The organism is Nocardioides sp. Z30_9, from assembly GCF_058215735.1.
Map to the genome: position 1 here is coordinate 1,444,879 of NZ_JBZAJF010000002.1, position 16,950 is coordinate 1,461,828.

Consider the following 16,950-nt stretch of genomic DNA (forward strand, 5'->3'; position numbering starts at 1 on the left):
CCGGCTCCCGGCAGGCTCCGGCTCAGTCCGCGGCTGCTGCGGCGAGCGCCGCGGCCTGGATCGTGGTCAACGCGGTGGTGCACGCCAGGTAGGCCTCGCTCTGCGAGGACAGGAACGCCAGGTCCTTGACCGCCTTGGCCACGGCGGCCGGGTCACCGAGATCGATCGCGCCGGCCTGCCGCCAGCCCGGCGCCTGCTGCTCGCTCGCCAGCGGTGCCTGCTCGGTGAGCACCTTCAGGGCCGCTGCGACCGCTGCGGGCCTCGGGGCGGTGTTCCGGGGCGCCTTGGCGGGTTTCTTCCCCTTGGCCGGGCTCGGGGACGGGGGAGTCGGCCGCGGTGCTGCGGCGTACTCCTCCGCACCGCTCCTGACCTGGTCGAGCCGGGCCTCCATGTCGAAGGGTGCGACCCGGTCACCGAACGCGGCCAGCGCGTCGATTGCCTCCTCCTGCTCCTCGAGCGTCTCGCCGCAGTCCTTGCTTCCCGCGGCCCCGGAGTAGTGCGCGACGGTGGCGCTGACGCTGTTCCATCGAGAGGCGAGGTCCGAGGGGGTGCTCGTTGCGTCCGGCTCCTGGACCTTCGGCTCCAGGTCCGACCACTTCTCGCGGCAGTCCAGGGCCGCCCGGCTGGGCGGCTCCGGCTCGTCCGACCCGGTGTCGCTGCCGCACGCGGCCAGGCCGAGCAGGAGCGTGACCAGGACCCCGGCAGTCAGGGACGGGCGGCGTGCACCGAGGTGAACCGGGCGGATCCGGACGCTGGCGCTCAGGCAGCTCTGGGGCATGCAGGCACCGTAGACCCACAGCGGGCCGCGCGGCGGTGAACGCGGGGGACTTGTGTCGTAGGCTCCCCGCGTGGTCCGGACCAGCGAGAGCGTTCGAGTGCTGGGACCCGGTGATGTCGCCGAGGCCCTGGCGCTGATCGCGCTGGACCCGGTCACCAACGTGTTTGTCGACTACCGCACCCGGATCACCCAGCTCGACACCCGCTGGCTCGGCGGTGAGATGTGGGGGTACTCCGAGGACGGCCGGCTGGTCTCGCTGTGCCACGTCGGCGCCAACCTCGTGCCGGTGAACGCCTCCGCGGTCGCGTGTGCCGCGTTCGCGGAACGAGCGGCGCGCACCGTCCAGCGGAGCTCGACGATCGTGGGCCCCCAGGACACGGTGGCGATGCTGTGGGAGGGCCTGCGGGAGCACTGGCCCGCGCCCCGGGACCTGCGCTGGGACCAGCCCCACCTGGTGACCAGCACGCCTCCGCTGCTGAGGCCCGACCCGCTGGTTCGTCGTACGACGAGGGCCGAGGCCGAGATCCTCTATCCCGCCTGTGTGGCGATGTACACCGAGGAGGTCGGCGTCTCCCCGGAGGTCGACGGTGGCCGGGACCTCTACCGGGCCCGGGTCAACCAGCTGATCGGTCGCGGGTGGTCGTTCTCGCGGATCGAGGACGGCAAGGTGCTGTTCAAGGCCGAGGTGGCCTGCGCGACCCCGAGCGCCTGTCAGATCCAGGGCGTGTACGTCGACCCGGCGGCCCGCGGACAGGGCCTCGGTGCTGCCGGGATGGCGGCCGTCGTGGAAACCTGCCTGCGTGAGATCGCGCCCACGGTCTCGCTCTACGTCAACGCGCACAACACCCCGGCGCGGGCGGCGTACAAGCGGGTCGGCTTCTCGCAGGCCGGCGCCTTCGCCACCTTGATGTTCTGAGCGCGGCTAGCCTTCGCCGATGACCTCCTCCCTCCCCGTGGACGCCCGCGTCGTCGTCGGCGCCTTCCTCGTCTCCGGCACCGTGCACCTGGTCCGTCCCCGGACCTTCGCCCCCGCGATGCCCAAGGCGCTCCCGGCCCACCGCGAGCTGATCCTGGCCAGTGGGGTGGCCGAGCTGGTCTGTGCCGCCGGGATGCTGTACCCGCGCACCCGCCGCCTGGCCGGGGTCGCCAGCACCGCCCTGCTGGTGGGGGTCTTCCCGGCCAACCTGAAGATGGCCGGCGACGCCCTGCGCTCGAACAACCGGACCGCCCAGGCGCTGACCCTGGCCCGGCTCCCGCTCCAGCTCCCGATGATCCGGGCAGCCTGGCGCGCGGGGCGTAGCTGAGGGCCACCACGCCAGAGCCGGATAGTCCGAGACGTTCCCGTCGTGAATTCGCCCGAATGGGAACGGGAACGTCTCGGACTATCCGGATCGCTCGCAGCTAGGTCCCCGGCACCACCAGGTCGGCGCGCTCCCGGGTAGCGGCGACGACCTCGGCGTTGGCCTGGTCCGAGACCGTCGCCCACTGCCGGGCGGACCCGGGGTCCTTTCCATGGGCGACGTGGCGTGAGACCAGCCGGTCCACGCGCAGCGACTCGTCCACCTCCACGAACCACACCTCGTCGAGCAGCGGCCGCACCTGCGCCCATGCGCCGTCGCTGTGCAGCAGGTAGTTGCCCTCGGTGACCACCAGCCGGTGCTCGGGCAGGACCGCGATGGCCCCGGCCACGGACTCCTCGCGGGTGCGGTCGAACCGGGGAACGTAGACCGGGTGCGTGGTCTCCTCGTGCAGCCGTCGCAGGGTGGCGAGGTAGCCATGCACGTCGAAGGTGTCCGGCGCCCCTTTGCGCTCGCTCCGCCCGAGACGGGCGAGCTCGTCGTCGTGCAGGTGGAAGCCGTCCATCGGCACGATGACGGCCTGCTCGTCGTGGCGCTGCGCCAGCCGGTCCACCAGCGACTCGGCGAGCGTCGACTTCCCGGCGCCCGGGGGACCGGTCAGGCCCAGCAGCGCTCTCCCGCGCCCCGATCGGCTGCCGGCCAGGGCGCGGGCCCGCTCGGCCAGGGCGTCGAGGTCCATGGGCGTGAGCGTAGGCGTGGTCCGGTCCGTGGGGGAGTGCTGGCACAACCGGGTCGGAGGACCGTGCCCGGCGCGGATAGCCTGTCCCGGTGATCCTTCGTATGTCCAAGCTGTTCGTCCGCACCCTCCGCGAGGACCCGGTGGACGCCGAGGTCCCGAGCCACCGGCTGCTCGTCCGCGCCGGCTACATCCGGCGGGCGGCACCCGGCATCTACTCCTGGCTGCCGCTGGGCCTGCGGGTCTTCAAGAAGGTCGAGCAGATCGTCCGCGACGAGATGGACGCCATCGGCGCCCAGGAGCTGCAGTTCCCCGCGCTGCTTCCCCGGGAGCCCTACGAGGCGACCGGCCGCTGGACCGACTACGGCGACGGCATCTTCCGGCTCAAGGACCGCAAGGGCGGCGACTACCTCCTCGGGCCGACCCACGAGGAGATGTTCACCCTCGTTGTCAAGGACCTCTACAGCTCCTACAAGGACCTGCCGGTTTGGCTCTACCAGATCCAGACCAAGTACCGCGACGAGGCGCGTCCGCGCGCGGGCCTGATCCGCGGACGCGAGTTCGTGATGAAGGACTCCTACTCCTTCGACACCACCGACGAGGGCCTCGACGCGTCGTACGCCGCCCACCGTGCGGCGTACGTGAAGACCTTCGACCGTCTCGGGTTCGACTACGTGATCGTCAAGGCCACCAGCGGTGCCATGGGCGGCTCCAAGTCCGAGGAGTTCCTGGCGAGCAGCCCCGTCGGCGAGGACACCTACGTGCGGTGCACCAGCTGCGACTACGCCGCGAACGTCGAGGCGGTCCAGGTGCGGCCCCCCGCCCCGGTGGCGTACGACGACGCGCCCGCCGCGCACGTGGAGAAGACGCCGGACACCCCGACGATCGCGACCCTGGTCGCCCACCTCAACGAGCACCAGCCCCGCGAGGACCGGCCCTGGCACGCGGGCGACACCCTCAAGAACGTGCTGGTCGTGCTCAAGCACGCCGACGGCACCCGCGAGCCGCTGGCCATCGGGCTGCCCGGTGACCGCGACGTCGACCAGAAGCGGCTCGAGGGGATGATGGAGCCCACCGAGATCGAGGCGATGGACGAGGCCGAGTTCGCCAAGCACCCCTCGCTGGTCAAGGGCTACATCGGCCCCGCCGCGCTGGGCGAGTCCTCGAGCAGCCGCATCCGCTACCTCGTCGACCCCCGGATCGTCGAGGGCACCCGCTGGGTCACCGGGGCCGACGTGCCCGGCAGCCACGTGCTCGACCTGGTCGTGGGCCGCGACTTCACCCCCGACGGCACCATCGAGGCAGCCGAGGTCCGTGACGGCGACCCGTGCCCCAACTGCGAGTCCGGTGAGCTCGCGACCGCCCGCGGCATCGAGATGGGCCACATCTTCCAGCTCGGGCGCAAGTACGCCGAGGCGCTGGACCTGAAGGTGCTCGACGAGAACGGCAAGCTCGTCACGGTGACGATGGGCTCCTACGGCATCGGCGTCTCGCGCGCGGTCCCGGTGATCGCGGAGGACAACCACGACGAGCTCGGCCTGATCTGGCCGCGCGAGGTGGCCCCGGCGGACGTCCACATCGTCGCCACCGGCAAGGACGCCGCCATCTTCGAGGCCGCGACCCGGCTCGCCGAGGAGCTGTCCTCACGTGGGATCGAGGTCCTCTACGACGACCGCCCCAAGGTCAGCCCCGGCGTGAAGTTCAAGGACGCCGAGCTGATCGGCGTACCCACGATCGTCACGGTCGGGCGCGGGCTCGCCGACGGCAACGTCGAGGTCAAGGACCGGCGCTCGGGGGAGCGCGAGGAGGTCGCGGTCGGCGACGCGGTGGACCACCTCGTCGCGGTGGTGCGCTCCTAGCATCGGCCGCTCGCGTCACCCACGCGGCGCGAGGTAGCGCTCCACGATCCGGCGCAGCTCGGCCACCTCGGCGTCCGCGTCGAACCCGGGATCACCGGACATGAGGTAGAGCGTGTCCACGAGGCCGAGCAGCCACCGGCCCGCGCGCTCGGGGTCGATCCCCGGGTCGGCTTGCCCGTCTGCGGCCGCGCGTGCCACCAGACGCGCGAACGCGGCGCGCACCCGGGCGTCGCCCGCATCGAGCATCTCCGAGAACTCCTCGTCGTTGACGGCGAGCTGCAGCATCGCCCCCACCAGGCCGGGAGCGTAGGGGTCACCCGCGTCGCGGCACAGGTGGGCGAGCAGGCGCCACGTCTCGTCGACCGCGTGGTCCTCGTCGAGGGTCGCGATGAACTCGTCGTTGACGACCGCGTCCTCGGCAAAGATCGCCAGCATGATCGACCGTTTGTCGCCGAAGTAGTGGAACAGCGTGCCCGACCCGATCCCGGCTGCGCGGCAGATCTGAGCGGTCGTGGCACCGGTGTAGCCGCGCTCGGCGAAGACGACCGCGGCGGCGTCCTGGATCGCTGCTCGTCGGGCCGCATGGCGGGCGGGGTCAACGGTTCTCATCAGTGTCCTCTCCCTCGGCGGCTCGTCGTTCCCCGGTGACCCGCTTGCGTCGCCGGGTCTCCTGCACGGCGATCGAGACCGCGAACAGGAAGCCGATCACGTACTTCCACCAGCCGAGGTCCACGTTGGGGACCCACCCCAGCAGCCAGTCGATCAGGGGCGGCACCCACTGGAACAGGGGTGCGAGGTAGCGGCCCGGGTCGAGGTACTCCAACCACTTCGGAGCGTTGATGTCCACATCAGGCAACCAGCCGAGGTCGATGACGGGGATCAGGGCCCGGAGCAGCGCGCTCACGCCCAGGATCGCGAGGAGCGTGCCGCCGACGTTGATGACCACGTGCCGGGCGGCGTAGAGGTTCGGGTGCGCCTCACCCCACGCGTGCAGCCTCGCGGCCCGGGTGCCGGGTGGGGGAGCGAAGGGGACGCTGCGGCGGCGTACGTCGCCTTGTCCCGGCTCCACGCGGGCGCAGCCGGCGACGCGGCCGACCCACCACCAGGTCACCCGGGAAGGGTGTCCGGACTCCTGGCCGAGATCCACGTGGCCGATCTCTTCGGCGTCCCCGGCGTCCACCTCGATGCCGTCCACGAGGAGGCGTGCCCGGTTGGGTCGCTTCTCCCCGCGCGCGACCGAGGTCTCGATCACCAGGTCGGTGCCCCGGTCACGCAGCGTGTAGGTGCTCGTCTTCACCCAGTCAATAATAGAGTAACCACTCTATTATTGACCAGAGGGCGCGTCGCAGCCGGCTGCCCTAGGGTCTGGCCATGCCACAGACAGTCACCCACCCTGCGGCGCGCAACGATCGGCTGCGGGCGGCGCTCGAGCCCGGTCAGCCCGAGGGCGCCGTGCTCGAGGCGCTGGCTGCGGACGGTCCGCTGCTGCTGGCCGTCGCCGGAGAGAACGGCGACCGGACCGATGCTCCCCAGGAGGCGCGGCTGCGGGTCGCCGAGGCGCCGGGTGGTGGCAGGGCGCTGCGTGCGCAGGACCTCCCGTGATGAGCGGGCGCCCGATGAGGAGGAGTGGCGTGGACGCGGTGATCTTCGACTGGGGCGGCACGCTGACCCAGTGGCACGACATCGACTTCCATGCCGAGGCGCTGGCCCTGGCGCACGCCGTGGTCGCGACCGAGGGCGGTCCCGAGCTGCACGTCGAGGCCCTGCACCGCGCCAACCAGGTGATCTGGGGCCGCAGCCGCGACCACCAGCAGAGCTCCACCCTGGCCGATCTGTTCGCCGAGGCGGGCCTCGCCCACGACCCCGAGCTGCTCGGCCACTACCGCGAGTTCTGGGAGCCGCACACCACCACGGACGCCCAGGTGGAGCCGTTGTTCACCACGCTGCGCGAGCGGGGGATCCGGGTGGGGGTGCTCTCCAACACGATCTGGCCCCGTGAGTGGCACGAGGACTGGTTCCGCCGCGACGGGGTGCTGGACCTGATCGACGGCGCCGTCTACACCAGCGAGGTGCCGTGGACGAAGCCGTCGCCGGAGGCGTTCGCGGCGGCGATGGACGCAGTCGGGGCCACCGACCCCGGTCGCTGCGTCTACGTCGGCGACCGGCTCTACGACGACATCTGGGGTGCTCGCAACGCCGGGCTGAGGGCGATCCACATCCCGCACAGCGTGATCCCCGTCGAGCAGGTCGGCCACTCCGTAGGGGTCCCCGACGCGGTCGCCCACGAGCTCGCCGAGATCCCCGGGCTGCTCGGGCTCTGAGAGGTCAGTCGGTCGCGAACCGGAGCGCGAGAGCCGCTTGGATCTCCACGTGCCGGACCAGGAAGGCGCGCTCGTCGAGCCGCTTGCGCCGCAGCCAGCCGGTCACCTCGTCGTTGCACTTGCTGGCGTTGCATGAGCCGCAGGCGGGCGCGAGGTTGGCCAGCGTGTAGCGCCCACCCCGGGAGAGGGCCTGCACGCAGTCGCGCTGTAGGGGCTTGTCACTCGCACCGCAGTAGGCGCAGCCACCCCAGGCCTGCTTCAGCGCACTCCACTGCTCGTCGCTGAGGTCGTGCTCAACGGCGGCCATCCGGCGCTTGCGCTTCCGCACGGCCCGTCCCCTGCGACTCCGGTCGATCGGCACCGCGTCAGCGTAGGCAACTGCTCGCCCGAGCCGCCGCTCGGCGCGCGAGGTGAGGGTCAGGTGAGGCCGGGGAAGTTGCTCGGGGGGACACCGAAGGCGATCTCGCGCAGGGCGCTGGAGTCCAGGGCGGTGATCGCCCAGCGGCGTTCGGTGCCGGCGGTGTTCGCCACCACCTCGGCGTAGGTGCGGGTGACGCGCTGCTCGATGGTGCGGGCCACCTCCATGATCTGGTCGGGGGTGGAGGTGGGCCCGGGGGCCTCGTAGTCGGGCTCGGCCGCGACCGGGTCCGCGTCCTGCGCCGCCACGAGCACGGTGAGGTGGTCGCGGGCGGCCCGGTGGTCGCCGTAGGCCTGGTCGAGCCGGGTGAACAGCTCCGGCTGTCGCGACTTCGAGGACTGCGCGCCGAGCAGTCCGTAGACGTGCACCGCCGCGTGCTCCGCGGCGAGCGCCTTCTGCAACGCCTCCACCGGGATCATCAGGACCACACCGCGAGTCGCTGGGTGACGCCCGCGCCCATGCTCGCGAGCAGGCGGGCGAAGTCGCCGCTCTCCGCGCGCACGGCCAGCTCGGCGAGGCTGTCGTGCAGCCGCTGCTCCCGCCTGCGCAGCTGGGCCAGGGCCGGCTCGCGGCGGCGGGGGACGGCGTACGGCGCCGGGGTCGCGCTCGCTGACGCCTGGGCCCGTGCCGGGACCGCGTCGACCAGCGTCTTCTCGTGGGCCTGGTGCATCTGCGCCAGCGCGGCGAGCTGCGGCCGGAGGGCGGGGAACCGCGTCACCGTGCCCGCCACCGCGGCGCTGACCGCGCGGATCTCGGCGAGGGCGCTGGTGGCCACCGCGACGTCGGGTGCGAGCTCGGCGGGCCGCGCGGGCGCCTCGTCGTCGACGGGGTTGTCCACGCTGCACCCGCTGGCGACGACCCCGGCCGTGCCCGCCACCGCGAGGGCGATCAGCGACCGCCGCGAGACGGAGCTGCCGCCGAGGGCGGTACGCAGTGCGGGGGAGTCGACCACGGGGGAATCCTAGGGCTGGTCGGCCCCGGGCCCCGGAATGGTCGGGGGTCGTGGCGAGTGGCGCTAGGCTGAGCGGACCACAACAACACAGCAGGGAGGCCTGGCACAGATGCCCGTCGCGGACACCAGAGATCGCCTGGCTGAGGAGCTCACCGGTCCCCTCGGGGAGCTGGGGCTCGACCTCGAGGCCGTGGACCTGACCACTGCCGGCAAGCGCAGCGTCCTTCGGGTGGCCATCGACAAGGACGGCGGAGTCACGATGGATGACATCGCCGACGCCACCCGAGAGGTTTCCCGCGTGCTGGACGAGAGCACCGTCATGGGCGAGCGGCCCTACACCCTCGAGGTCTCCTCACCCGGGGTCGAGCGACCGCTCACCCTTCCCCGCCACTGGCGACGCAACACTGGACGACTGGTCAAGGTGGTCCTCCCCGAAGGGGAGCCCGTGACCGGCCGGATCATCACCACCGACGACGAAGGCGCCGTCCTCGACGTCGAGGGCACCGAGCAGCGGGTCGAGTACGCCGTGGTGAAGAAGGCCAAGGTCCAGATCGAGTTCAAGAAGGAGACCGACTAGATGGACATCGACATGAGCATCCTGCGCATGCTCGAGCGGGAGAAGGAGATCTCCTTCGAGGTGCTGGTCGAGGCCATCGAGCAGGCCTTGCTGACGGCGTACCACAAGTCGCACGAAGGCCAGGAGAACGCCCGCATCGCGCTGGACCGCAAGACCGGCCACGTCACGGTGATGGCCCAGGAGCTCGACGAGGACGGCAACGTCGTCGGCGAGTTCGAGGACACCCCCGAGGGGTTCGGTCGGATCGCCGCGACCACCGCGAAGCAGATCATGCTGCAGCGGCTGCGCGACGCCGAGGACGAGCGCAAGTTCGGTGAGTTCGCCGGCAAGGAGGGCGACATCGTCTCCGGGCTGATCCAGCAGGGCCGCAACCCCGACGACGTGATGGTGGACCTCGGCAAGCTCGAGGCGCTGCTGCCCGCGGGGGAGCGGGTGCCCGACGAGGACTACTCGCACGGCACCCGGATCAAGTGCCTGGTGATCAGCGTCCGCAAGGGCATGCGCGGTCCTCAGGTGATGCTCTCGCGCACCCACCCCAGCCTGGTCAAGAAGCTCTTCGCCCTCGAGGTCCCCGAGATCGCCGACGGCACCGTGGAGATCATGGGCATCGCCCGCGAGGCCGGCCACCGCACCAAGATCGCGGTGCGGTCCAACGTGCCCGGCGTGAACGCGAAGGGCTCCTGCATCGGCCCGATGGGCCAGCGCGTGCGCGCCGTGATGAACGAGCTGCACGGCGAGAAGATCGACATCATCGACTGGTCCGACGACCCGGCCCGCCTGGTCGGCAACGCGCTGAGCCCCGCACGGGTCTCCAGCGTGACCGTCGTCGACGAGGCCTCCCGCTCGGCACGCGTCGTGGTGCCCGACTTCCAGCTCTCGCTGGCGATCGGCAAGGAGGGCCAGAACGCGAGGCTCGCCGCCCGGTTGACCGGCTGGCGCATCGACATCCGCTCCGACGAGGCGCCGGTCGCCCCGAACACGCCCGCCGCCTGACCCGTGGCCCCGCTCACCCGGTCCCCTCCGGGGGCCGGGTGCACACGTAGTACAGGTTCTGGTCGTCGTGCGGGAGCTGGTGGGCGCGTACGGAGAACCCGGCGCCCGCCAGCATCTGCTCGGCCATCGGCCGGCCCCACGCGGCGCCCAGCCCGTCGCCGCCCTGGGCCAGGGACACGGTCATGCAGTGCATGCACGAGATCGTGTACAGGAACGCCCCCAGTGGGTGGTCGAGGTCTCCGTGGTGCGAGCCCGAGGTGTTGATGTCCTGGGCGAGGTAGGTGCCCTCCTCGCGGAGCAGGCCGCTGATCCCGGCCAGCACCCGCGCCGGGTGCGCCTGGTCGTGGACGGCGTCGAAGGTGGTCACCAGGTCGAAGCTCGCCGCCGGCCACAGGTCACCGAGCCGGGTGGCGTCCCCGACCAGGAACCGGAGGTTGTCGAGTCCGGAGGAGCCGCCCTCCGCGTGCGCGATCGCCTCGGGGGAGAGGTCGAGGCCGGTGAACCGCGACGCCGGGAAGGCTGCGGCGAGCTGCTGCAGGGCCCGCCCGCGGCCGCAGCCGACGTCGAGCACGTCGATGCCCGCGCGCAGCCGCTCGCTCAGCCCCGGCACCAGCGGCAGGATCTCCTCCTCCAGCGCGGCGAGCACCGTCTGCTCCGAGTCGGCCTCCATCACCTCGTGGAACCGCGGGAACTCCTCGTAGGCGACGCCGCCACCCTCGCGGAAGCACTCCACCAGCCGGTCCTCCACGCCGGCGAGGACCGGGACGAACTGCGCGGTCGCCGCCACGTTGAGCCCACCGCTGCCGGTGAGCAGGGCGGCGTGCTCCGCGTCCAGCCAGTACGTCGCCGTCGCCGGGTCGTGATGGGTGATCCTTCCGACGGTCATCGCGCCCAACCACTCCCGGACGTAGCGCTCCTGGAGCCCGGCCGCCTCGGCGAGGCCCGCGCTGTCCACCGGTCCGCGACCGGCCAGGGCGGTGAACAGCCCGGTGCGGTGCCCCAGGGAGATCATCAGGGCCAGGGAGGCGTCGTTGACGACCCGGACGAGGCGGTCGAGGGCCTGCTCGAGCCGGTTCTCGTCGACCTGCTGCTGCTGCACGCTCATGGCAACCTCCACTTACAGACTGATTGGTATGGAACGACACTGCGCCTGATCCCACGCCTGGGCAAGGCCGGTCTGGACCGTGCGAGGTGCTCTGCTGGGTAGGCTGGGCACTCCTAACCGACCAGATGGTCCAGGAGGTCAGATGCCACGCGACGGCACGCCGACCCGCACCGCGATCCTCGACGCTGCGGAGCGACTCACCTTCGAGCGCGGGTTCGCCGGGGCGCCCGTGGACCGGATCGTCGAGGCGGCCGGGATGACCAAGGGGGCCTTCTTCCACCACTTCGACTCCAAGCGGGACCTCGGGGACGCGCTGATCAGGCGGTGGGCCGAGGGCGATGCCCGCCACCTTGAGGAGAAGCTCGGCCGGGCCGAGCGGCTGGTGGAGGACCCGCTGCAGCAGCTGGACCTGTTCGTCGGGTTCTTCATCGAGGAGGCGGAGAGCTCGGCCGGGGAGATGCCGGGCTGCCTGTTCGCGGCGTACACCTACCAGGCGGGGATGTTCGCTCCCGAGACCCTCGAGGTGCTCGCCGAGGCGATGCTCGCCTGGCGCCGGCGCCTGCGCGCCAAGCTGGGGGAGATCGCGCTCACCCGGGCCCCGGCGAAGGGTGTCGACCTCGATGCGCTGGCCGACTCGGTCAACGTGGTCTTCGAGGGAGGGCTCGTCGTCTCCCGGGCGGTGGGGGACCCCGGTGTGATGGTTGCCCAGCTGCGCCTGTTCCGGGCGCAGCTCGCGCTCACCTTCACCGGGTTCGGTTCTGGGGCGCCGCCCCGGTAGAGTGGGTTCCGGTGGATTCGCGACTGGACATCTCGACGCACTCCGACAGTCCCATACGGACGTGCATCGGGTGCCGGAAGCGGGCCACCAAGCGTGAGTTGCTGCGGATCGTCGCAGGGACGGACGCGGAGAACACCCAGGGATCGCAGTCCGGATCCTGGTTCGCCGTACCCGACCCGACCGGCACCGCACCTGGACGTGGGGCGCACCTGCACCCCACTGCCCGATGTCTGTCGCTCGCCGAGCGCAAACGTGCCTTCTCGCGGGCTCTGCGGCATGATGCCAGGGTCCGGGGAGCACTGAGCCTCGAGCGGTTGAGAGAGCATCTCGACGAGGCAGGACAGCAACTCGAGCAAGATTCGTCTTAGTCAAGCGCCTACAAGAACTGGAGCATCAGCTCATGAGCCTGCGATGAGAACTTCGCGATGAGCATGCACATCAACTAGCGGTCCGCTGCCCTTCTGGGTCGGTACGGACCAGGAGGAAATACGTGGCAAACACCCGAGTCAGTGATCTGGCTAAGAAGTACGGCGTTCCCAGCAAGGAGGTCATCGGCCTCCTTGGGGACCTCGGCGAGTTCGTGAAGGCGCCGTCGTCCGGCATCAACCCCCTCGTCGAGAAGCGCTTCAACGACACCTACGGTGCCGACCTCGCCGCCAAGGCCGAGGCCAAGGCAGCTAAGAAGGCGGCCAAGAAGGCCCCCGCCGCGCCCGCCGCAGAGCCGGCCGAGGCGACGAACGGGGCTGCCGCGCCGGCCCAGGCCGACGCCCCGGAGGCGCCCGCCGCCGTACCGGCCGAGCAGCCCGAGGTCGCGCAGCCCGCGGCCAAGGCCGAGCCCGCTGCGCCCCGGTTCACCCCTGGTCCCCGTCCGCGGGTCCAGGCGGTCCCCGAGCCCGAGCCCGAGGTCGTCGCGCCCGTCGAGCCCGAGGCAGCGAAGCCCGCTGCCGAGGCGGCTCCCGAGACGCCGGCCCAGCCAGCCGCGGAACCGGACGCCGACGGCGGAGAGCCGGCTGCGCCCGCCGCCAGTGCGGGATCGGGCTTCAAGCCCGGGCCCCGCCCGGCCCGCCCCGGCGCTCCTCGCCCCGGCAACAACCCGTTCTCCTCGACCCAGGGCATGGGCAGCCGCCCGGCGCCCGCTCCCGGTGCGCCGCCCGCGGCTCCCGGTGGCGCGGCTCCTGCTACCCCCGGTGCGAACGACCAGCGTCCGCCGCGCCCTGCCGCGGCGCGCGACGGCATGCCCCGTCCGAACCCGGCGATGATGCCGAAGTCCCCGGCTGCCTTCGGTGGTGGCCCCGGCGGTGCTCGTGGTGGCCCCGGTGGCGCTCGTGGTGGCCCCGGCGCTGCCCGTGGCGGCCCCGGCGGCGCTCCCGCCCGTGGTGGCCCTCCCGGCCGCGGCGGGTTCGGTGGCGGTGCCCCCGGCATGAGCGGTGGTCCCGGCGGTTCGCCGGGCGGAGCCCCGGGCGGTCGCCCGGGTGGTCCCGGACGCGGTCGTCCCGGCCAGCGCGGCAGCACCCAGGGCGCCTTCGGTCGTCCCGGTGGTCCCTCGCGACGGGGACGCAAGTCCAAGCGCGCGCGTCGTCAAGAGTTCGAGCAGATGGAAGCTCCGACCATCGGCGGCATGCGCGTCCGCAAGGGCAACGGCGAGACCGTTCGCCTGGCCCGGGGCGCCTCGCTGACCGACTTCGCCGAGAAGATCGGCGTCGACCCCGCCTCGCTGGTGCAGATGCTGTTCCACCTGGGCGAGATGGTCACCGCGACCGAGTCGGTCAACGACGCGACCCTGCAGCTGCTCGGCGAGGAGCTCAACTACACCGTCGAGGTCGTCTCCCCCGAGGACGAGGACCGCGAGCTGCTCGACTCCTTCGACCTGCAGTTCGGGTCGGACGAGGGCGACGAGGAGTCGCTGGTCGCACGTCCGCCGGTCGTGACCGTCATGGGTCACGTCGACCACGGAAAGACCAAGCTCCTCGACGCACTGCGCACGGCCAACGTCGTGGAGAAGGAGGCCGGTGGGATCACCCAGCACATCGGCGCCTACCAGGTCCGCACCGAGGTCGACGGCGACGAGCGCACGATCACCCTGATCGACACCCCGGGTCACGAGGCGTTCACCGCCATGCGTGCTCGTGGTGCCCAGGCGACCGACATCGCGGTGCTCGTCGTGGCCGCAGATGACGGTGTGATGCCGCAGACGGTCGAGGCGCTCAACCACGCCAAGGCCGCCGGTGTCCCGATCGTGGTCGCGGTGAACAAGATCGATAAGCCGGACGCCGACCCGACCAAGGTCCGTGGCCAGCTGACCGAGTACGGCCTGGTGCCCGAGGAGTACGGCGGCGACGTCATGTTCGTCGACGTCTCGGCCAAGTCGCACCTGAACCTGGACAAGCTCCTCGAGGCGGTCGTGCTGACTGCGGACGCCTCGCTCGACCTGCGGGCCAACCCCGACCAGGACGCCCAGGGCCTCGTCATCGAGGCACACCTGGACCGCGGTCGCGGACCGGTGGCGACGATCCTCGTGCAGCGCGGAACGCTTCGCGTCGGCGACTCGATCGTGGCGGGTCCGGCGTACGGCCGGGTGCGCGCCATGCTCGACGAGCACGGCGAGACCATCGAGCAGGCGGACCCGTCGCGGCCCGCGATGGTGCTCGGTCTGTCCGGTGTTCCCGGTGCGGGCCAGAACTTCATCGTGGTCGAGGACGACCGGATCGCGCGTCAGATCGCCGAGCGGCGTGAGTCGCGTGAGCGTGCGGCCATGCAGGCCAAGCGTCGCGTGCGTCGCAGCCTGGAAGACTTCATGGCTTCGATGGAGAAGGGTGCGGTCCCGGACCTCAACCTGATCCTGAAGGGCGACGTCTCCGGTTCTGTCGAGGCCCTCGAGGACGCGCTGGCCAAGATCGACGTCGGCGACGAGGTGTCGCTGCGCGTCATCGACCGCGGTGTCGGTGCGATCACCGAGACCAACGTCGACCTGGCGGCCGCCTCCGACGCGATCATCATCGGGTTCAACGTCCGCCCGCAGGGCAAGGCGACCGAGATGGCCGACCGCGAGGGTGTGGAGATCCGGTACTACTCGGTGATCTACCAGGCCATCGAGGAGATCGAGGCCGCGCTCAAGGGCATGCTCAAGCCCGAGTACGAGGAGCGGACCCTGGGCCAGGCGGAGATCCGCGCGATCTTCCGCAGCTCCAAGATCGGCAACATCGCCGGCTGCATGGTCACCAGCGGCCTGATCCGCCGCAACGCCAAGGTGCGCCTGCTCCGCGATGGGAAGGTCGTGGCCGACAACCTCGACCTGGCCTCCCTGAAGCGCGAGAAGGACGACGCCTCCGAGGTCCGCGAGGGCTTCGAGTGTGGTCTGGTGCTCCGTGGGTTCAACGACATCAAGGAGGGCGACATCGTCGAGGCCTTCGAGATGAAGGAGATCCCGCGCACCTGAGTCCTGTGATCGGGGGTCGCCCTTGTTTGGGGCGGCCCCCGACCGCTCGCTCCGGGAGGTGCTGCCGCCGCCCGTCGGACGACTCCGGCGGGCCCCTGCGCGGCCTCCCTCGCAACCACCCCTCCGCTCGTTCCTCGCTCCGGGGGGCCAGTCCCATCCACGCTCGGTCGGCCGCTCCGCGGCCCGCCGGAGTCGCTGGTGGGGCGAACCGTCACAGCCGACCGCCACGAGCGGCCAAGGGCCGCAGCGTTAACGTCAATCAGGCAACACAACCCAGCCGCACGGAAAGCCAGGCCAGAGAAAAATGAGCAACCCACGGGTCAGGAAGATCGCCGACCGGATCAAGGTCATCGTCGCCGAGATGCTCGAGCGGCGGATCAAGGACCCGCGGCTGGGGTTCGTGACGGTCACCGACGTGCGGGTCTCCGGTGACACGCTGCAGGCGTCGGTGTTCTACACCGTGCTCGGGGCCGAGGAGGATCTCGAGGGGACCGCGGCAGCGCTCGCGTCCGCCCGGGGGCTGATCCGTTCCGAGGTCGGCAAGCAGCTCGGGATGCGGCACGTGCCGACGATCGACTTCATCCACGACGCGCTGCCCGAGACCGCGCGCCAGATCGACGACCTGCTCGAGCGGGTGCGGGCGGCCGACGCCGAGGCGGCCAAGTCCGCCAGGGCCGGGGCGTACGCCGGGGAGCCGGACCCGTACAAGAAGCCGCGTGAGCCCGAGGCCGAGGACGACCTCGAGGACACCGAGGAGTCCGAGGACGGTTCCGGGGACGACTCCGCGGCCACGGACGACCGGGACCAGTGACAGCGGGACCGCTCAGCGGCCTGGTGGTGGTCGACAAGCCCGCCGGGATCACCTCGCACGACGTCGTCGCCCGGGTCCGCCGGCTCGCCGGCACCCGCAAGGTCGGCCACGCGGGCACGCTCGACCCGATGGCGACCGGCGTGCTCGTGCTCGGCGTGAACCGGGCCACCCGGCTGCTGGGACACCTGCTGGTCACCGACAAGTCCTACGACGCGACGATCCGGCTCGGCGCGTCCACGACGACCGACGACGCCGAGGGCGAGGTGGTCGCCACGGCGTCGACGAAGGACGTCACCGACGAGCAGGTGCTGGCGGCGCTCAGCGGGCTCGTGGGCGAGATCGAGCAGGTGCCATCGGCCGTCTCGGCGATCAAGGTCGACGGACGCCGTGCCTACGAACGCGTCCGCGCGGGGGAGGCGGTCGAGCTGCCGTCCCGCAAGGTCCGGATCGACTCCATCGAGGTGCACGAGCTGCGCCTCGGTGATGATGGGGTGGACGTCGAGGTCTCCGTGCGCTGTGCGAGCGGCACCTACATCCGGGCGATCGCCCGCGACCTCGGTGCCGGGCTCGGCGTGGGCGGCCACCTCACCGCCCTGCGGCGCACCTCGGTGGGGGAGTTCGGCATCGAGACGGCGCGCACCCTGGAGCAGCACCAGGAGGAGCTGATCGTGCTCCCGATCGCGGAGGCCGCCCGGGCGAGCTTCCCGGCGTACGAGCTGGACGACTCGCAGGCCGCCGACGTGCGCGTCGGGCGCAAGCTGCCGGTCCAGCTCGGGCACGGCGGCCCCGTTGCGGTCTTCGCCCCCGACGGGGAGTTCCTGGCCCTCTACGAGCAGGTCGCGGACGCCACCGATCCGCTGGCAGCGGCGGTCGCGGTCTTCGTCTGAG

At 71.6% G+C, this 16,950-nt stretch carries 20 protein-coding genes; 12 read left to right on the top strand and 8 right to left on the bottom strand.

Annotated features, from left to right (window positions below; all coding sequences use genetic code 11):
- Positions 1 to 22 precede the first annotated feature (22 nt).
- Positions 23 to 778, bottom strand: coding sequence for a hypothetical protein (locus tag AC4BGB_RS17680; protein ID WP_490548236.1), 756 nt, complete (start codon positions 776 to 778; stop codon positions 23 to 25).
- Between the two features lie 70 nt (positions 779 to 848).
- On the opposite strand from AC4BGB_RS17680, the gene AC4BGB_RS17685 reads away from it, so the two are divergent.
- Positions 849 to 1,694, top strand: coding sequence for a GNAT family N-acetyltransferase (locus AC4BGB_RS17685; RefSeq protein ID WP_490548237.1), 846 nt, complete (start codon positions 849 to 851; stop codon positions 1,692 to 1,694).
- A 19-nt stretch (positions 1,695 to 1,713) separates the two neighbouring features.
- Entirely contained in the window at positions 1,714 to 2,082 is a 369-nt protein-coding gene (locus AC4BGB_RS17690) for a DoxX family protein (protein ID WP_490548238.1), read from the top strand.
- A 97-nt stretch (positions 2,083 to 2,179) separates the two neighbouring features.
- Here the strand turns inward: AC4BGB_RS17690 and AC4BGB_RS17695 are convergent, their stop codons facing one another.
- A complete protein-coding gene (locus AC4BGB_RS17695) occupies positions 2,180 to 2,815 on the bottom strand; it encodes a nucleoside/nucleotide kinase family protein (protein WP_490548239.1) in 636 nt (211 codons plus the stop codon).
- A gap of 89 nt (positions 2,816 to 2,904) precedes the next feature.
- On the opposite strand from AC4BGB_RS17695, the gene AC4BGB_RS17700 reads away from it, so the two are divergent.
- Entirely contained in the window at positions 2,905 to 4,671 is a 1,767-nt protein-coding gene (locus tag AC4BGB_RS17700) for a proline--tRNA ligase (protein WP_490548240.1), read from the top strand.
- A 15-nt stretch (positions 4,672 to 4,686) separates the two neighbouring features.
- Here AC4BGB_RS17700 and AC4BGB_RS17705 read toward each other — a convergent pair whose 3' ends face one another.
- Both AC4BGB_RS17705 and AC4BGB_RS17710 read right to left on the bottom strand, forming a co-directional pair.
- Positions 4,687 to 5,280 (bottom strand): TetR/AcrR family transcriptional regulator, encoded by a 594-nt coding sequence (locus tag AC4BGB_RS17705; RefSeq protein ID WP_490548242.1) that lies wholly within the window; start codon positions 5,278 to 5,280, stop codon positions 4,687 to 4,689.
- Positions 5,267 to 5,968, bottom strand: a complete 702-nt coding sequence (locus AC4BGB_RS17710) for a hypothetical protein (RefSeq protein ID WP_490548243.1) — start codon at positions 5,966 to 5,968, stop codon at positions 5,267 to 5,269. The genes AC4BGB_RS17705 and AC4BGB_RS17710 overlap by 14 nt, the downstream gene beginning before the upstream one ends.
- Positions 5,969 to 6,042: 74 nt before the next feature.
- On the opposite strand from AC4BGB_RS17710, the gene AC4BGB_RS17715 reads away from it, so the two are divergent.
- Together AC4BGB_RS17715 and AC4BGB_RS17720 are read left to right on the top strand one after the other, a co-directional pair.
- A complete protein-coding gene (locus AC4BGB_RS17715) occupies positions 6,043 to 6,273 on the top strand; it encodes a hypothetical protein (RefSeq protein WP_490548245.1) in 231 nt (76 codons plus the stop codon).
- Positions 6,274 to 6,302: 29 nt separating this feature from the next.
- Positions 6,303 to 6,992, top strand: coding sequence for an HAD family hydrolase (locus AC4BGB_RS17720; RefSeq protein WP_490548247.1), 690 nt, complete (start codon positions 6,303 to 6,305; stop codon positions 6,990 to 6,992).
- Between the two features lie 4 nt (positions 6,993 to 6,996).
- Here the strand turns inward: AC4BGB_RS17720 and AC4BGB_RS17725 are convergent, their stop codons facing one another.
- Genes AC4BGB_RS17725 through AC4BGB_RS17735 form a run of 3 tightly spaced genes read right to left on the bottom strand, consistent with a single transcriptional unit; the run spans position 6,997 to position 8,362 of the window.
- On the bottom strand, positions 6,997 to 7,353 hold the full coding sequence (locus AC4BGB_RS17725) for an HNH endonuclease (RefSeq protein ID WP_490548249.1): 357 nt from the start codon (positions 7,351 to 7,353) through the stop codon (positions 6,997 to 6,999).
- Between the two features lie 56 nt (positions 7,354 to 7,409).
- Complete coding sequence (locus AC4BGB_RS17730) at positions 7,410 to 7,829, bottom strand: ferritin-like domain-containing protein (RefSeq protein WP_490548464.1); 420 nt, start codon at positions 7,827 to 7,829, stop codon at positions 7,410 to 7,412.
- Positions 7,829 to 8,362 (bottom strand): hypothetical protein, encoded by a 534-nt coding sequence (locus tag AC4BGB_RS17735; protein WP_490548250.1) that lies wholly within the window; start codon positions 8,360 to 8,362, stop codon positions 7,829 to 7,831. The genes AC4BGB_RS17730 and AC4BGB_RS17735 overlap by 1 nt, the downstream gene beginning before the upstream one ends.
- 109 nt (positions 8,363 to 8,471) lie before the next feature.
- Here AC4BGB_RS17735 and rimP point away from each other — a divergent pair, with 109 nt between their 5' ends.
- Both rimP and nusA read left to right on the top strand, forming a co-directional pair.
- On the top strand, positions 8,472 to 8,939 hold the full coding sequence (gene rimP, locus AC4BGB_RS17740; RefSeq protein WP_490548252.1) for a ribosome maturation factor RimP: 468 nt from the start codon (positions 8,472 to 8,474) through the stop codon (positions 8,937 to 8,939).
- A complete protein-coding gene (gene nusA / locus AC4BGB_RS17745; protein ID WP_490548254.1) occupies positions 8,940 to 9,932 on the top strand; it encodes a transcription termination factor NusA in 993 nt (330 codons plus the stop codon). It abuts the gene before it with no gap.
- Between the two features lie 13 nt (positions 9,933 to 9,945).
- On the opposite strand, the gene AC4BGB_RS17750 is transcribed toward nusA, so the two are convergent.
- A complete protein-coding gene (locus tag AC4BGB_RS17750; protein WP_490548256.1) occupies positions 9,946 to 11,037 on the bottom strand; it encodes a class I SAM-dependent methyltransferase in 1,092 nt (363 codons plus the stop codon).
- 142 nt (positions 11,038 to 11,179) lie between these two features.
- On the opposite strand from AC4BGB_RS17750, the gene AC4BGB_RS17755 reads away from it, so the two are divergent.
- From AC4BGB_RS17755 to truB, 5 genes are all read left to right on the top strand, one after another.
- On the top strand, positions 11,180 to 11,815 hold the full coding sequence (locus AC4BGB_RS17755; protein WP_490548258.1) for a TetR/AcrR family transcriptional regulator: 636 nt from the start codon (positions 11,180 to 11,182) through the stop codon (positions 11,813 to 11,815).
- An 11-nt stretch (positions 11,816 to 11,826) separates the two neighbouring features.
- Positions 11,827 to 12,183, top strand: coding sequence for a YlxR family protein (locus tag AC4BGB_RS17760; RefSeq protein ID WP_490548260.1), 357 nt, complete (start codon positions 11,827 to 11,829; stop codon positions 12,181 to 12,183).
- Between the two features lie 122 nt (positions 12,184 to 12,305).
- Positions 12,306 to 15,251, top strand: coding sequence for a translation initiation factor IF-2 (gene infB, locus AC4BGB_RS17765; protein ID WP_490548262.1), 2,946 nt, complete (start codon positions 12,306 to 12,308; stop codon positions 15,249 to 15,251).
- A 304-nt stretch (positions 15,252 to 15,555) separates the two neighbouring features.
- The gene (gene rbfA, locus AC4BGB_RS17770; RefSeq protein ID WP_490548264.1) at positions 15,556 to 16,062 is read left to right on the top strand and encodes a 30S ribosome-binding factor RbfA; all 507 of its coding nucleotides are present in this window, start codon (positions 15,556 to 15,558) and stop codon (positions 16,060 to 16,062) included.
- Positions 16,059 to 16,949, top strand: coding sequence for a tRNA pseudouridine(55) synthase TruB (gene truB, locus AC4BGB_RS17775; RefSeq protein ID WP_490548266.1), 891 nt, complete (start codon positions 16,059 to 16,061; stop codon positions 16,947 to 16,949). Before rbfA ends, truB begins: the two co-directional genes overlap by 4 nt.
- The last annotated feature ends 1 nt before the right edge of the window (position 16,950 follow it).

Coding starts and splice junctions, on each gene's coding strand:
- AC4BGB_RS17680 (WP_490548236.1), bottom strand. CDS start 778: ATGCCCCAGAGCTGCCTGAGCGCCAGCGTCCGGATCCGCCCGGTTCAC.
- AC4BGB_RS17690 (WP_490548238.1), top strand. CDS start 1,714: ATGACCTCCTCCCTCCCCGTGGACGCCCGCGTCGTCGTCGGCGCCTTC.
- AC4BGB_RS17695 (WP_490548239.1), bottom strand. CDS start 2,815: ATGGACCTCGACGCCCTGGCCGAGCGGGCCCGCGCCCTGGCCGGCAGC.
- AC4BGB_RS17705 (WP_490548242.1), bottom strand. CDS start 5,280: ATGAGAACCGTTGACCCCGCCCGCCATGCGGCCCGACGAGCAGCGATC.
- AC4BGB_RS17715 (WP_490548245.1), top strand. CDS start 6,043: ATGCCACAGACAGTCACCCACCCTGCGGCGCGCAACGATCGGCTGCGG.
- AC4BGB_RS17730 (WP_490548464.1), bottom strand. CDS start 7,829: ATGATCCCGGTGGAGGCGTTGCAGAAGGCGCTCGCCGCGGAGCACGCG.
- rimP (WP_490548252.1), top strand. CDS start 8,472: ATGCCCGTCGCGGACACCAGAGATCGCCTGGCTGAGGAGCTCACCGGT.
- nusA (WP_490548254.1), top strand. CDS start 8,940: ATGGACATCGACATGAGCATCCTGCGCATGCTCGAGCGGGAGAAGGAG.
- AC4BGB_RS17750 (WP_490548256.1), bottom strand. CDS start 11,037: ATGAGCGTGCAGCAGCAGCAGGTCGACGAGAACCGGCTCGAGCAGGCC.
- AC4BGB_RS17755 (WP_490548258.1), top strand. CDS start 11,180: ATGCCACGCGACGGCACGCCGACCCGCACCGCGATCCTCGACGCTGCG.
- rbfA (WP_490548264.1), top strand. CDS start 15,556: ATGAGCAACCCACGGGTCAGGAAGATCGCCGACCGGATCAAGGTCATC.